This window comes from Enterococcus sp. AZ078 (assembly GCF_051714985.1).
Classification (GTDB): domain Bacteria; phylum Bacillota; class Bacilli; order Lactobacillales; family Enterococcaceae; genus Enterococcus_B; species Enterococcus_B hirae.
The window spans coordinates 43,206-57,627 of record NZ_JBIOSW010000002.1 but is presented as its reverse complement, the minus strand read 5'-3'; the positions used below and the strand labels follow the sequence as shown (position 1 = coordinate 57,627).

Annotated in this window: 15 protein-coding genes and 3 pseudogenes; 4 read left to right on the top strand and 14 right to left on the bottom strand. The window is 31.6% G+C overall.

Going from position 1 to position 14,422, the window contains the following annotated elements:
- Window positions 1-75 precede the first annotated feature (75 nt).
- Window positions 76-3,894: a putative mucin/carbohydrate-binding domain-containing protein gene (locus tag IGJ18_RS13965; RefSeq protein ID WP_438843483.1), complete on the bottom strand. Its 3,819-nt coding sequence runs from the start codon at window positions 3,892-3,894 to the stop codon at window positions 76-78.
- A gap of 671 nt (window positions 3,895-4,565) precedes the next feature.
- On the opposite strand from IGJ18_RS13965, the pseudogene IGJ18_RS13960 reads away from it, so the two are divergent.
- A pseudogene (locus IGJ18_RS13960) lies at window positions 4,566-4,688 on the top strand (recombinase family protein); the annotation flags it as partial.
- A 180-nt stretch (window positions 4,689-4,868) separates the two neighbouring features.
- Here the strand turns inward: IGJ18_RS13960 and IGJ18_RS13955 are convergent.
- From IGJ18_RS13955 to IGJ18_RS13945, 3 genes and pseudogenes are all read right to left on the bottom strand, one after another.
- Window positions 4,869-5,861 (bottom strand): annotated as a pseudogene (locus tag IGJ18_RS13955) (transposase); the annotation flags it as partial.
- A 481-nt stretch (window positions 5,862-6,342) separates the two neighbouring features.
- Window positions 6,343-6,648, bottom strand: a complete 306-nt coding sequence (locus tag IGJ18_RS13950; protein WP_325822003.1) for a hypothetical protein — start codon at window positions 6,646-6,648, stop codon at window positions 6,343-6,345.
- 293 nt (window positions 6,649-6,941) lie between these two features.
- Window positions 6,942-7,085: a hypothetical protein gene (locus IGJ18_RS13945; RefSeq protein WP_252710997.1), complete on the bottom strand. Its 144-nt coding sequence runs from the start codon at window positions 7,083-7,085 to the stop codon at window positions 6,942-6,944.
- A gap of 687 nt (window positions 7,086-7,772) precedes the next feature.
- Here IGJ18_RS13945 and IGJ18_RS13940 point away from each other — a divergent pair.
- Window positions 7,773-8,475 (top strand): annotated as a pseudogene (locus IGJ18_RS13940) (Mu transposase C-terminal domain-containing protein); the annotation flags it as partial.
- A complete protein-coding gene (locus IGJ18_RS13935; protein WP_325822004.1) occupies window positions 8,468-9,271 on the top strand; it encodes an AAA family ATPase in 804 nt (267 codons plus the stop codon). The pseudogene IGJ18_RS13940 and the gene IGJ18_RS13935, both read left to right, overlap by 8 nt.
- Window positions 9,272-9,433: 162 nt before the next feature.
- Here IGJ18_RS13935 and IGJ18_RS13930 read toward each other — a convergent pair whose 3' ends face one another.
- The 8 genes from IGJ18_RS13930 to IGJ18_RS13895 form a co-directional block, all read right to left on the bottom strand.
- Window positions 9,434-9,712 (bottom strand): type II toxin-antitoxin system RelE/ParE family toxin, encoded by a 279-nt coding sequence (locus IGJ18_RS13930; protein WP_002334317.1) that lies wholly within the window; start codon window positions 9,710-9,712, stop codon window positions 9,434-9,436.
- Window positions 9,699-9,953 carry a type II toxin-antitoxin system RelB/DinJ family antitoxin gene (locus IGJ18_RS13925; RefSeq protein WP_325822005.1) on the bottom strand — a complete coding sequence of 85 codons (255 nt, stop codon included), beginning with the start codon at window positions 9,951-9,953 and terminating at the stop codon, window positions 9,699-9,701. Before IGJ18_RS13925 ends, IGJ18_RS13930 begins: the two co-directional genes overlap by 14 nt.
- Window positions 9,954-10,208: 255 nt before the next feature.
- Entirely contained in the window at window positions 10,209-10,886 is a 678-nt protein-coding gene (locus IGJ18_RS13920; protein ID WP_325822006.1) for a hypothetical protein, read from the bottom strand.
- Between the two features lie 278 nt (window positions 10,887-11,164).
- On the bottom strand, window positions 11,165-11,350 hold the full coding sequence (locus IGJ18_RS13915) for a hypothetical protein (protein ID WP_438843482.1): 186 nt from the start codon (window positions 11,348-11,350) through the stop codon (window positions 11,165-11,167).
- Between the two features lie 98 nt (window positions 11,351-11,448).
- Entirely contained in the window at window positions 11,449-12,147 is a 699-nt protein-coding gene (locus IGJ18_RS13910; RefSeq protein ID WP_438843481.1) for a DNA/RNA non-specific endonuclease, read from the bottom strand.
- 2 nt (window positions 12,148-12,149) lie between these two features.
- Window positions 12,150-12,395, bottom strand: coding sequence for a hypothetical protein (locus tag IGJ18_RS13905; protein WP_086325261.1), 246 nt, complete (start codon window positions 12,393-12,395; stop codon window positions 12,150-12,152).
- A 44-nt stretch (window positions 12,396-12,439) separates the two neighbouring features.
- The gene (locus IGJ18_RS13900; RefSeq protein WP_325822008.1) at window positions 12,440-12,712 is read right to left on the bottom strand and encodes a hypothetical protein; all 273 of its coding nucleotides are present in this window, start codon (window positions 12,710-12,712) and stop codon (window positions 12,440-12,442) included.
- A gap of 70 nt (window positions 12,713-12,782) precedes the next feature.
- The gene (locus IGJ18_RS13895; RefSeq protein ID WP_438843480.1) at window positions 12,783-13,178 is read right to left on the bottom strand and encodes a hypothetical protein; all 396 of its coding nucleotides are present in this window, start codon (window positions 13,176-13,178) and stop codon (window positions 12,783-12,785) included.
- 131 nt (window positions 13,179-13,309) lie between these two features.
- Between IGJ18_RS13895 and IGJ18_RS13890 the strand changes: the two genes are divergently transcribed.
- On the top strand, window positions 13,310-13,534 hold the full coding sequence (locus IGJ18_RS13890) for a hypothetical protein (RefSeq protein ID WP_325822010.1): 225 nt from the start codon (window positions 13,310-13,312) through the stop codon (window positions 13,532-13,534).
- Window positions 13,535-13,623: 89 nt separating this feature from the next.
- Here the strand turns inward: IGJ18_RS13890 and IGJ18_RS13885 are convergent, their stop codons facing one another.
- Together IGJ18_RS13885 and IGJ18_RS13880 are read right to left on the bottom strand one after the other, a co-directional pair.
- Window positions 13,624-14,019 (bottom strand): hypothetical protein, encoded by a 396-nt coding sequence (locus IGJ18_RS13885; protein WP_325822011.1) that lies wholly within the window; start codon window positions 14,017-14,019, stop codon window positions 13,624-13,626.
- Window positions 14,003-14,422, bottom strand: a complete 420-nt coding sequence (locus IGJ18_RS13880; protein WP_325822012.1) for a hypothetical protein — start codon at window positions 14,420-14,422, stop codon at window positions 14,003-14,005. The genes IGJ18_RS13885 and IGJ18_RS13880 overlap by 17 nt, the downstream gene beginning before the upstream one ends.

Sequence of the window (14,422 nt, the reverse complement as noted above, 5' to 3'; positions counted from 1 at the left end):
CATGATTGACAAAGAGCCGCAATCGTTGCTCCAGCTTCAGTTAAATAGTTAGTATAGAATTTTTAATAACATTTTTTACTTTCTTAGAACTAATTGTCCGTTACGTACATCGTAATGGTATGTTCCTCTTGTATTGTGTTTCAAGTTCTCATGATTGATGGCTAAACGAGTTGCATTTGCTTCTCGGTGTGTCACAGTAACTGTGTCGCCCTCCTTCAAATTGATCGTATCCGTTTTAGCATCATAATGACGATCTCCAATGTATTCTTTTTGATAGAGCGTTTCATTATTACGTGAAATAGTGATACTTGCATAGCGATCATTGAAGTAACTATGCGGAGTACCAGCTATTGTACGTACGGTTGCTACGCCATTTGCTACGTCAAAGGAAGCAAAATGGAAGTTTCCTAATCCTTTGAAAGTAAACTCTTGCAATTGATCAAAAGCATTATTTAATCGTGTCAATAAGTTATCTTTTTGGCTGCTGTTTGGTAAAGCCGTTACTTTTTTCTTGGCTTGATCAATATCTTTTTGCATCAGATTTGTCTTGATTTTCGAATGATCATTGTCTTGGAATAAGTGGTCAACAGCTTCTGTGGCTTCTTTGAGATAGTTATTTAATGAAATAGTTACTGTACCATTGTCTTTCACAAAAAGATATGGTTTTTGGATATAACCAGTGTCTGTTCCCAATTCAAGAGAGTATACACCATTTGGCATGTTGTTGATCGTAACTGGATCGCTACCTAAAGTAATTTCTTTATAAAGTTTATTTCCATCTAAAATACGCAATTTCATACCTTCGAACAAGTTGCCATCTTTAAACTTCAATGTAACGTTGCTTGTTAGATTCAATGGTTTTAATTCTTCATTTGTAACTAAAGATAAAACGGAACTTAGACGATTATTTTGTGTCAATTGTTGAATCGCTGCATCTAATCGATTATCAGGAACCACTTGTGCCAAATGAGCCACTTGTTGGTAGCCATTATCTGCGGCTGCTTTTTTCGCTTTTTCTGATACTGATAAGCCCCAAGCGTTTAAGACAGCAGAAAAGTCCACTTTCTTCGGTGCACCCATTTCAGTTGTGATCAAATCTGGTAATGGATAGTTATTGGCATTGAATCCTGACTGACTAGCAAATTTTCGGTAATTTGTATAGAAATTTGTAAAGCCTTCATTTCCTGCTTTATCAACGATGTTTGAAAGAATGACTAATTTTTTACGTAAATCTTGACTATTGAATTTTGGATCAGCACTATTGATTGTATTCTTTAATGCATTTTCAATGGATTGTTTGTGTCCATAATTATAAAGCCAAGAATTTTTATCGGCAGCAGTTTTACCCATGTGTTTGTAATTATAAATTACACCATATAGATTATTCCAAACTTCACCGACATCCATTCCTTTGTTCATAAAGCTTCCTTGATAGCCGTGACCAGTTTCATGAAGCACTCCCCAACCATCGCCTAACCAAGCGTCGCCAGACGTACTAGTTTGTGCTGCCCAATGGCCACCATAATAAAGAGCACCCACACCTGAAGCATCTGCTTTATAGAAATATCTACGTTCTGAAGAACGGTTCAATGGATTTGGGTCATTGTCAGATAAACCTAATAATTCATTATAGGATCCGATAATATCATTATCATATTTATCAATTAGACGGTTGAGGTCCACTTTTAAAGCTTGATTGCGATTTTGTTCAGGTAAGAAAGTTTGAAATCTCTTACCTTTGATCAATCCATAACCTTTTGTTTGATTCCAAGTATCTTTAAATGCTTCGATATCCCCATTTTTACTAAAGACTGGTAATAGGATTTTTTGTCCTTCTACAGTAAATTCTAATTGTGGTTTTTCCCCATTTTCTTGATTATATGGCGTATAAACAAATGGTACTGCTAAAGCTTTAGCAGTTAGTGTGACATTGTTTGTTGTGAAATCAATAGCAGATTCAGTACTTGAATTATTGGTTAATAAACGCAACGTCATTTTTGAAGTGAATTTTGGATTCGTTTGTCTAATGGTAATTTTTGCACCTTTTGTTAATTGGATACCTAAATCTTGACGATCATGATCTTTCCCCATTAAAATTCCTGCAGCAGCAGTATTTCCTGGATATGCTGTGGTGAACATCGTTTTTTTATAGGTTTTTAATGCAAGATAAGCTTGGTCATATTTTTTTTGTAAAGCTGTTCGTTCAGCTAATCCGTTAGGTAAAGCATTGATTTTTTCTAAAGCTGTGTTTAATTGTTCTTGTGTATTTTCAGCTTTAGGTGTTTCGCCATCGAATAAATCATTGACGGCTTTCGTCGCTTCTGCCAGTTGCGAAGTGAGGTTTTCTAATTTGCCATTTTTAACAAGATAGGTGTAATTGCCGGCAGTATTGCCCTTTAAAGAAGGATCTGTAGCAACAAAACGAGTATCATTCGCTTCACGATGTGTGATCGTTACGATATCCCCATTTTGTAAAGGAATATCTTTTTGTTCGGCTGTCAATTTTTGGTTGCCGACAAAGTTTTTTTGATAAACCACTTGTGTCCCACGTTTAATTTGTAAACTTGCGTAAGTATCTCCATAGAAGCCCCAATGTGGTTGGACAGCGAGGGTTTGTAAGTGGAGGTTACTTCTAGCAACACTGATTTGAGCAAAGGTTGTATTATCATAACCTTTTAAGGTAAATCCTTGTGTTTCAGCTTGAACACTGATGGCATTGTAGGCCTTTTCCAGCTTATTCCATAACTGATCGCGTTGAGTTAGATAATCTGGTAGTGCATTAAGTTTAGCTGCTGCTGCATCTGCTTGCTCTTGGGTAATGCCCAGTTTAGGTGTGTCGCCATTGAACAACTCGTTGACAGCTTTCGTTGCTTCTGCCAGTTGCAAAGTGATGTTTTCTAATTTGCCATTTTTAACGACATAAGTGTAATCGCCAGAAGTATTACCTTTTAATGATGGGTCATTGACAGCAAAACGAGTATCATTCGCTTCACGATGAGTGATTGTTACGATATCTCCATCCTGCAAAGGAATATCTTTTTGTTCAGCTGTCAATTTTTGGTTGCCGACAAAGTTTTTTTGATAAACCACTTGTGTCCCACGTTTAATTTGTAAACTTGCGTAAATATCACTATAAAATCTTGAGTGTGGTTCAACGGCCATTGTTTGTAAGTGAAGAGTACTATTCACTACACTAATTTGAGCAAATGTTCGATCATAGTAACCTTTTAGGGTGAAACCTTGTGTCTCAGCATGGACACTGATAGCATTGTAAGCTTTTTCTAGCTTATTCCATAATTGACCAAGTTGGGGCAGATAATTTGGTAGTGCGTTAAGTTTAGCCGCTGCTGCATCTGCTTGTTCTTGGGTGATGCCCAGTTTAGGTGTGTCGCCATTGAATAAATCATTGACTGCTTTTGTCGCTTCTGCTAGTTGTAAAGTAATATTGCTTAATTTGCCATTTTTAACGACATAAGTGTAATCGCCAGAAGTATTACCTTTTAATGATGGGTCATTGACAGCAAAACGAGTATCATTCGCTTCACGATGAGTGATTGTTACGATATCTCCATCCTGCAAAGGAATATCTTTTTGTTCAGCTGTCAATTTTTGGTTGCCGACAAAGCTTTTTTTGTAGACGTCTTGTGTTCCACGCTTAATTTGTAAACTTGCGTAAGTATCTCCATAGAAGCCCCAATGTGGTTGAACAGCGAAGGTTTGCAAGTGAAGGTTACTGTTAGCAACACTGATTTGAGCAAAAGTTGTATTATCGTAGCCTTTTAATGTAAAACTTTGCGTTGAGGCTTTAGGAATAACTTGAGTATTAGTTGATGAGGGATTTTCTTGAGTAGCTAGTACTTGGGCACTTGGTAAAAGTAAATTTGAAAATAGCATAATACCAGTAGCTGAAGTAATAATTATTTTCTTTTTAATTGTATTTCATCCTTTCTATTGATAATCTTAGAACATTGTATCATTTGAAAATAATATATTTGTTTAAAATATTTAATGTTCAATTTAAATAATAAAATTTTATTAGAAAAATATATCTTATTCTCAAATTCATCTTGATAAATCTTTGTTTGATATTAAGTAATTTCTTTGAATAATTTATGTTTATTACTATTTTCTTTGATATAAGTAGAAGTAATATATGGGTTACCTTCTGTAACAAAGCTCGCTTTACAAATTCAACAAGATATAAAGACGATAAATAAATTGATCCTGTATATTTTGGCTATTAAATACCAATAAAGAAAACATAGTAATTAATAACAAAAATTCAATTTCTTACTTATTATTAACTCATCTCCATCTTCATTTAGTTTTCGTTAATATTGTAAGCAATATTGACTAATGTTATTTGAATTATTTTATGAATGATAGTAGAAATTTCTATCCCTATTGTTTAATCCAGTTTTAACGAATATATTTTGACTTGATATATCATCAGTAAATACAGTTGTATCTACTATAAAAGTTGAAGATAATAAAGCAATTTCAAATGATAGTTCTAGCATTTTCATAAAAAATACTTACTAAGATTTTAGTTGGGAGTGTTTTTTTTGAAAATAGAATATGCTCGAATATCTACTGGCTTACAAAATTTAGATTTACAAGAAGATAGTTTAAACAAATTTGGTTGTGAGAAAATTTTTACTGATCATATGAGTGAAGCAAAAAGTAATTGACCAGGATTGGAAATGGCCATCGATTTTGTTCGTTCTGGAGATACTTTTGTAGTTTGGCTTGGTACTCATGACACTTAATTTGAGAAAATTGGGGAAATCCATGGAGGAAAAGTGTCTAAAATAAGAAAAATGGCTCTATACTTTTTGATGTTGGTGAATTTCACCAACATCAAAAAGTATAGAGCCTGTTATGCGCACTTTCCTCTCCATATATTTTCCTAATTTTCTTAAATTTAATGCCATCAGTGCCAAACCTACATCAATCGTTGCTCCTTGCTTTGCACGCAATGGAAACGATGGAACGCCAAGTGAGCCTTTAGATGACCAAACACGGGTTCGACATCAATTTTTCGTTTCCGATAAATCGAACCAGTTTTCTCCTCTAAAAGCTTTTTTCTGCACTCTGCTTTGAAATAGCGCCAATTATTATTTACTTGAATTTTTCGCTTTTGTTCACTTTTCGCACGCGTACATTGACGATGGACTGGACAGTTCCGACGATCCTCACATTCATAGATTTTGAAATCTCGAATAAAGCCACCTTTATCTTTTCTGCGACTATAATTTTTGAACGATACCTGACGATTCGCTGGGCAAATATAGGTGTCTTGTTCTGCAAGATAACGCCAATTCTCCACGTTAAACGGATTCTCCTTGTACTTCTTTTTGTTTTCTTTGTGGTAACTGCCATATGTAATTAAGGGCGGATTATGTAGAACATCGTTGATATACATGTAATTTTCTTCGCTACCATACCCTGCATCTGCCACAATGTACTCCGGTAACTCCTTATGTTGGTCTAAAAATGGATTCAATAGTGTCTGTTAGATTTTGAGATAATTCATAGCTCAAAACATACTGATTTTCGGTGGCGATTTGTAAATTATAACCTGGTTTGAGCTGTCCGTTTCGCATATAATCGTCTTTCATTTGCATAAAGGTGGCATTAGTATCTGTTTTTGAAAAGCTATTTCGTTCTTGAAATAGTTGAGCATACCGTTTGTACCTGTCGGAGATATTTTTTATATGTTCTTCTTTTTTCTTTAGTTGACTTTGCTTTTCTTTGCATTTTTCATGTGTTTTATGGAGTTCAGCTTCTAAATGATGAGCGACTTCTTCTAACTGGTCGCTCGTCAATCCATCGGATTGACTTTCTTCTTTTAAGCATTGTCCCAGTATCTTCCATTCTAATAATTTTAAATATAAAGAACTAATTTTTCATACTATTTATTTCCTTGGTAATATAAGTAAACTATCTTCTTCATTATCATTTGGCTGAGATCTTACATAGTTTTGATTCCCTTTTTGCTAGTACTAATTTGGGAAACGGGAATAACTTTACAACTATTTCAGAATTTGGATTATTAACAAGAACATTATAAATAGCTTCTTTCGTATAAAAAACTAAATTCTTGACCCTTCTAAATAGATTTCTTTTATTTCTGTTAATGACCTAGTATTTGCTTTTGTCATCATTCATTCTCGTTGCTTTAATCGAGATAATATCTTCCTTTCTATTATTTAAATTATAATAGTTAAGCTAATTTCCCTTTATAGATCTCAATATATTCTCAGATCTATAAAATACACTTTGGAAAAGAACTCGTCTCTTCTAATTTTTGTTTTTTACTTAGAGAATCATTTGACAGACTTATTCAGATTTAGAAGAATAGTAGTAAAATTGCGGTAACAAAACTATTGTATGAAAATCTTCAGCAAAATATTCAATATTTTGAATATAGTCACTGTACACATAAGGTGTTTGTGTTTCTAAGTACATTTCAAAGCTCTCATTATTAATAAAATCACAAAGAGCCAGACAATTTATAATATTAATAATTTCTGCCTCTGTTTTTAGGAATAGCGAAATTTTTTCAATAAGTAATTCATGGTCCGTTTGACTTTGTTTTAAACAATTCATTTTTAATTGTGTAATCTTAGATAAAGCTATCTCCATATTTTATTGGGTAGTTGAATCGTTACTACCATAATAATTTTTTTCTCGAAGCTGGATCATAATTTGTTTCAACTCTTGTAGATTCATCCATTCCATTTCTTTTTTCCTCCTTTATTAGATTGGAAGGATCAATGACTTTCCATTGATCCTAAAAAAAAATTATTAGTTACAGTACTTGAATCAAGTTCCAATTGATTGTACCGTTATAAGTACCAGCCGTAACATGTTCTACGTTTGGAATCACTAATTCAGGATTTTCAAATTAGTAATTGTCCCTTCACTTTCATTTTTTTTCAATTCCATTGTTGATCATTGCAACATGTTTTATCTTGTACTCCTAGATTTTCATTTGACAAAGCTAATTTTTGTTCACCTGAATCATTTAATGTTTCACTGACACTTAATTTATCTGCCCCCTCTCCAGCATCAGTTGGCATTGATCGAGTAGTTGGGAATTTGATTAATAGTTAATTGTACTTCAACTGATATTTCATCAGTCACAAGATCTTATGTAGTTACCGCAGAAACAGAAGTTCCAGTAAATGCTACTATTGAAAATAATAGAATTACTAAAAACGGTATTGCTAGTTACTTTATGATAACTCAGTTCTCCTTATTCAAATACTTTTTAACTTTAATAAAATTCAAATTTTATTATAGACAAGTTTTATTTCTTTTTTCCTTTTTTTTTTCGTTTTTCGTTTTTAAATATAAAAATTCTTCCATTTATATCAAACTTGGAAGAAAAAAACATTTTTTCAGATTAAGAAATCAACTTTTATAACTAGCTATAATACTTGAGGAAGTAGACAAATCCATTCCTGTTACACATAATTTCATTTAAATTTTTATCATCTTATCCGAGGGAGTTAACTCAAAATTGGAAAAACAATTATAATAGATAATTAGCAAAAAAATCTATACCCCTTAAAAAAATTTGGTACTCCTTATTTCACAACACATTTTTATTATTTCATTCCCCCCTCTATTCGATCAAAAACAAAAGTTTTCTAGTTATTCACAAATCGCCAAACTTATTGCAAAACTCTAGACAAACATATTCTTAAATAGTCCGTAAGAAGATCACTTTCTAAAATAAATATAGAGAAGAAATCAAAAATATCTTCCAAGCATCTTCTAGTAATGTTACTGCTTTAACCTTACATCAAGCTATTTGGACAAAAAAAGATTCTTCATGGCCCATATGTGGTATTCCTGAAAACTTTTATACAGATCACGGAAGTGATTTTACTTCAAATTTTAGCGCTTTTTTCAGACAATTAACCAAATGCTTTTAGAAGGATTGCCAGGTTATATTGAAAACAACTGTAACGAAAAATTATTGACTATTCAAGAATTTAAAGAGAAACTACATTCTTTTCTTATTAATGAATATAATCAAACAAATCATTCTTCTATTAAAGTAAGTCCGATAAAAAATGGAGTGAGCATTTATTTTTACCGAATATGCCTAATAGTTTAGAAGAGTTAGATTTATTGTTATTAGAAATTCCCAAAACTCGAAAAGTCCACTCTGATGGAATTCATTTCCAAGGATTACGATATACTAATCCTAATTTATCTGCGTTTGTTGGAGAACCTGTTTTAATCCGTTATACGCCAAATGATTTGGCAGAAATTAGAGTATTTTATAAGAATCAGTTTCTTTGTAATGCCATTTCTCCAGATATTTCAAATTATGAAATCAATATGGATGATTTAATTTTTGCTAGAAATAAATGAAAAAAATTATTAAAACAAAAAAAGTATGAAAAAATAACTACCCCACCTAAGAAATCAGCTTTAAAGAGGTACTATAATGAATAAAACCTTTATTGAAACAAAAGAATATAAACGATTTGCTGAATTTTGTGACGCATGTATTAAATATAAGTATATTGGAATTTGCTATGGTGCTCCTGGCGTAGGTAAAACATTATCTTCAAGGTATTACTGTAATTGGGATAATATAGAAAAGCAAATTGCCTATCATCGTGCCGATGATATTGGAAAAAATGCTACAGATGAAATATTAAGTGTAAATAAAGTTTTTTATACTGCACCAGCTGAAAAGATGTCTCGTGTCAGTTCTGATATTAACACAATAACTAGTAGAATAGGTCTGACTAAAGCAATGCATATGGTACTAAAATACAATCAAGAAGATCCTTCTGTGCCTAAAACCTATGAGGCAATTGATTTAATTATTGTCGATGAAATTGATCGTTTAAAGCTTCAGCATTTAGAACAGCTAAGAGATATTTATGATAGAAATGATCTAGCAATGGTTCTCATCGGTATGCCTGGTATTGAAAAAAGATTGTCTCGGTATCCGCAACTTTACTCTCGCATAGGATTTGCGTATGAATTTGATAACCTTAGTAAGGACGAAACACATCATATTTTGGAATACAAATGGTCAGACTTAGGAATTGATATCAAACTAGAAGATTTTTCTGATTATGAGGCTATCACAACTATCATTAAGATTACAAAAGGAAATTTTAGGCTTATTCATCGTTTATTTGCACAGATTGATCGGATTTTAAGAATCAATCAAATGGATAAGATCACTGTAGAAGTTGTCGAAGCAACAAGAGATAGTTTAGTCATAGGTATATAAAAAACCACCAAAAATTAGGTGGTTTTTGTCATTTAAAGATTGAAATTTTTGCCATTTAAATAGAAAAATGACACTTAATTATTTGGACTACTGAAAGATTTGTGGAATAAAGAATCAAAAAAGAGGAAGAAACTTTTAAGTTTCTTCCCCCACTTCAAGTTTTTATAGAATTTTGTCATGACTACCTGTTCTAACTAACGTAAGAATTAGTTTTTTACCATCTATTTTATAAATAAGCAACCAATCTGACTGTACGTGTAATTCTCTAAAACCTTTCCAGTTGCCTTGAAGAGCATGATCTTTATATTTCGTTCTCAATACTTCTTGCTCTTGATTAACTAACAGATTAATCACTTTTCTAAATTCTGTTTCATTGTAATGCTTTTTCATCATTCGTTTATAATCACGTTTGAAACTTGGTGTAAACTCAATCGTCAGCATTTAAATTCCCCATCAACTCATCTACAGAAGAAACTTTTGTAGTAATACCATTTTCTGCTTCATATCTAGCTATGATATCTTCTCTAGGTTCATTACCTGGTTGAAAAGGTAATTTTCTCTCCCGTACACTTTGTTTCAGAAAAACAATGACTGCAGTTGATAAGTCCATCCCGATTTCTTCGTAAACTTCTCTCGCTTGTTCTTTTAATTCATCATCAATTCGAATACTTAGTCTTGACACCTTATCACTCCCTTTAATAATTATATTATATCACCAATCAAACACGTTGTACACACATTGTATGTACAACGTGCGTACATAGTAAACATAAAAACGTCTATTGAATAATCAATACTTGCCACCCAACCTAATCTAAGAGTACAACAAATGAAAAAAGACAAATCTATTCGCTGTAAACTTGTCTTTGTGCTTCTTTTGTATAAAATTTTCATATTTAAGAATTGAACTATAGTTTCTTCGTCCCAAATGCACACATTATTTACTTGTTTTTCTTATCGTAAAAGGACGTTTACGATTTTCTTGTTGCTTTTGATTAGAAATTACAATACTTTCTTCCTTTGATATAGTGATATAGTCTATTTTTTTGAAGCCTTTCGCAGCTTTTTTCAAAAAAAATGGTTTAAATTTCGGTTGAGTGAAAGTTACTTCTTTATTCAATTCTGTTGGTTTATAGACTTGAATAATTAATACATGGTACTTTTTACCTTTAACAGAAAAGATCACAATATCTCCTATGCCAATTTTCTTATAGACAGTTTGTGGTGCTTTAAAATAAACCTTTTGTTTGGTTTTGTGTAAAGTCTTATCTTTTAACTCCAAAAATAGCCCTTCAAAAATTGTCTTTTTATTTATGAATCGTATTTTAGGTACTCCTTCTCCTTTTCGCACAGGAAGAACGCCAGAATTTTCGTTAAAGATTTTACTAATGATCGCAATATACTCATTTTCTTCTTCTTCAGATCTACCTGTAATTATATTTTTTACATAGACCAATTGACCATCTTTAGAATACACAAGCATTCCCTTTTGAATCTCTTTTTCTAATTTTTCAGCTACACGAAAAGTAAATATCTTATTTTTTAAGTAGACAGAATCATTTATCCTTCCATGTGCTGGTTGAACATGAACAGCTTCTACTAACAACTTATTCACTTCCTCTTCATTTAATATATTAGCAAATTACCAAATGATATACTATGAATAAAATAAAAAAGCTATGCGTAAACATAGCCCCTAAATTTGCTTCAGAAACAGACAAAAAATGCTATCGTAAACTTACTACGTCTTGAGTATAACATCTATACATCAAATAAAAAAGATAGGTACTGCCTGAAACTTCATTAACGGACAGTACCTAAAAAGTCTATAGTATGGACGTTTAACAATATTATTTTATCAAAAAAACTTATCATTTCAACATATATAATTATCTAAATATTCTTCATTGAATGCTCATATTTTATTGATTGTTCTTCTACAATATATTCATCCCACGAACAAAACAAGTAAGTCATTGTTCCTCCAGACAAAATAACTTTCCATTCCATGGATAAAAAGCTAATACAAATACCTACTGTTAATATAAGCATTGCTAAATTACTATTTATTTTCTTCATCTTGATTTCTCTCCATTCTCTTGTTAGAATGGGTCGTAGGTTCTATATTGTACAGAGGTTACTTTTTGCGGAAGTAACCTCTATTTTTACGCCCTTAATTAGTTTTGAACCCTGGAACTTCCTGTTTGATAGTCAATAACATAACCTTCCTGCGTGTTATGGATATAAACATTGAAAGAAAGTCCATTATCTTCTATACTTTGGGCTTCCATTTGTGCACCTCTAGCAACCAGTTCATTTCCTCGAAAATCTGGTCTCACTCGATAGCGAACATGATTTCCTGTTCTTCGTAAATATTCTGCCACTTTGTTTTCATACTCTACCATTGCAGGAGTGTTGAACGAGCGTGTACCTGTCATTAAATTTCTTGGATTATTATTTTCTCCAGTCAACTGGTAACCAATCAAATAGCAACGATTGTATAGATAATCACCATTCTTCATCTTCTTTTGTTTCCAGCCTGTTGGTTTGATATATAATCGTTCCCTTTCTTCAGTCGGCATCATACTTTTGTGCAACATAGCATTCGCTTCACCTACTCGGTTTAGTGAATCTAAATCAGAAAATACTTGCCAATTCCCCTTATCTAGAGACAAGTCTTTAGAAGAAAAAGTTGGCTTATTATGATTTTTTACTTCTACTTGATCTGAAGTATGTTCCACTTTTTTATCAGATAACTCGTTAAATGTTTGATCGACAATCGAAGTGATTTGCCTTACTTCTTGGGGCTGAAATACACCAATTCCAATACCTATTGCACCAATAAATACGACAATGCCTGAAATAATTTTTTTCAAAACTACTCTCCTTCTGTTTTTATTTCTTCAAAATGCGTCGTTCCTTTTACCAAAGCATATTTCTTTTTGCATTTTAAGCATTCCCAAACATACGTATCATAAAAATGCCCATTTTTCATATAAGTTTTGTGTTTCGCTAATTCAGAACAATCACATTTTACATAAGTTGGTGGCCAGCAATGTGCCTTATTAAAATAATCTACAGGAATATAATTTCTTCCCCAAAAACACTCTCGATTTGAAAACATAAATATTCTCCTTTCACCTATTTTTCAAACTCAATAGAAACCTTTCAACTCGAAAATGGGGATCGAATGAGTTCAATCGTTCGAGGAGAAGCATGATTATCTTCTGAAGAATATGAAAGTTGCATGGAGTACTTCTTTTTCATAAAGCTTTGAGTAGACTTTTCTATTTCAAAATCATCAATTTTATGTTCCCTTTTTAGTGTCGATAACTCTTGATTCAAATTTCCATCAAATAAATAATCATCTATACGAATTGCTGAGAAAAAAACAGCTAAATATAAAACAAAAATTAAACTGATTTTTTTGTAGTTTTTCATAAATTATTTTCCTCCTTTATATTATGACAAGAAGGGAAATTTCTTGTCATAATACTTCTTTTTAACTAATTCAAAGCTCGGAGTTTTGATCTATCCCTGTCTCCTGATAAAAATTTAAATCTTCGTATTCTTTGATATTTTTGGATAAAATTTTAGGCTCAAATGTTCTTTCATCAATCACAATTTCAATTTCTTCTTTTACGTTCCCTTTAAAAACTGTCGCACTTTCGCTTAGAAAATTATCAAACCAGATAATTCTATTATCCGTAATACTAAAATAATTTCTAATTTCATCTGTCGTCCAAAAACAGATAACTTTTGAAGTTTCTAATAATTCCGGAAGTTCAAAGACCTCCAAATCACGTTCGTCGACAATTGCTACATCAGAATCAGGAATCAATAGTATCCCATCATCCGTAGCTTCTAATTTTCTTAATATTTCTTTGATTGAATAAGTTTCTTTCATTATTTTTCCTCCTAGCATTTCTTATCAATTAACTTACAAACATATTATAGAATACCTACTATAGCACGTATACCATAACGTTGATTTTTTATAGTGGGAATGCTATATTTTTACTAAGGAGTGAATAAAACATGGAAATTAAAACAGAGGAAGAAATTCAAGAATGGATTTATAATAATTTAGTAGATAAAAGAAAAGGTGCTGAAATAACTGGTCAATCAGTTAAAGCTTTTGAACAGTCCGTTCGTTTAAAGTACATCCAGCCCTTTTATGAGAATGAAGGAAAAGGGAGTGCTAAAATCAAGCTTTATAAAAGATCAGATTTAGAACTATATGCTAGAAATAAAAAAAAATAAATTCAATAATTTTTATCTTGTAAAAAAGATTATAAACAAAAAGGAGTTGGCAACTAAGCCACTCCTTTTTTTATTAACCTTTGTATAAATTATTCTCTGCCAAAATATTCTAACATATACTTATAATACTTAGTAAATATTCTTTTTTCTTCAGAAAATCTATTTTCTAATAACATAGCATCAATTCCAGATACTAAAGTTCCAATCCTAAGCGTTAATTGATTTTCATAAGAGTAATAAAAAAATAATTCAAAATGAAGATTCCTAAATAAAACTAATTTTTCACCTGGCTTTAAAGAAGTAATTCTTAGATTTAAATCATAGAAGTTACTAAATTGATAAATAAAACTACTAGGAAAAAAGACATCAGAAATAGAAGTAGAATAACCATTAGATTTTAATTCTTCTATGAATGATCTTTGCCAATTTATCAACGGATTCCCTGATTCTAATTTTTCTCTATTGAAATCAACTATTTTTCCCATCTATTTCTCCTCCAGATCTACTAGAGTTTCTTTTTAAATACATCGATAGACGAATAAGTTTATCCTTACAAAAAGAATAAATTAGGCAAAATAATACAAAAAGAACTATCCATCCTATAAATATCTTTAGCAAAAAAATAGATACCGGTATGACAACAAGTAAAGTAATGACTATATGAGGGAAGAACCACACACTTGCTAGAAAAATAGCTATAAAGATAATTGCTAATGTTAGACAAATAGGAATTTGAATATTTTCTGGCATTAGCTTTATTTGTTCGATTCCCCAATTAAAAATGCTTGAAATTCCATCTACAATAAATTTGATTATACCAGCAAACAACCATCCTATTGCATCTACAAATATACTAGCAAGTTTAAACACAAATGATATAAATTCCAT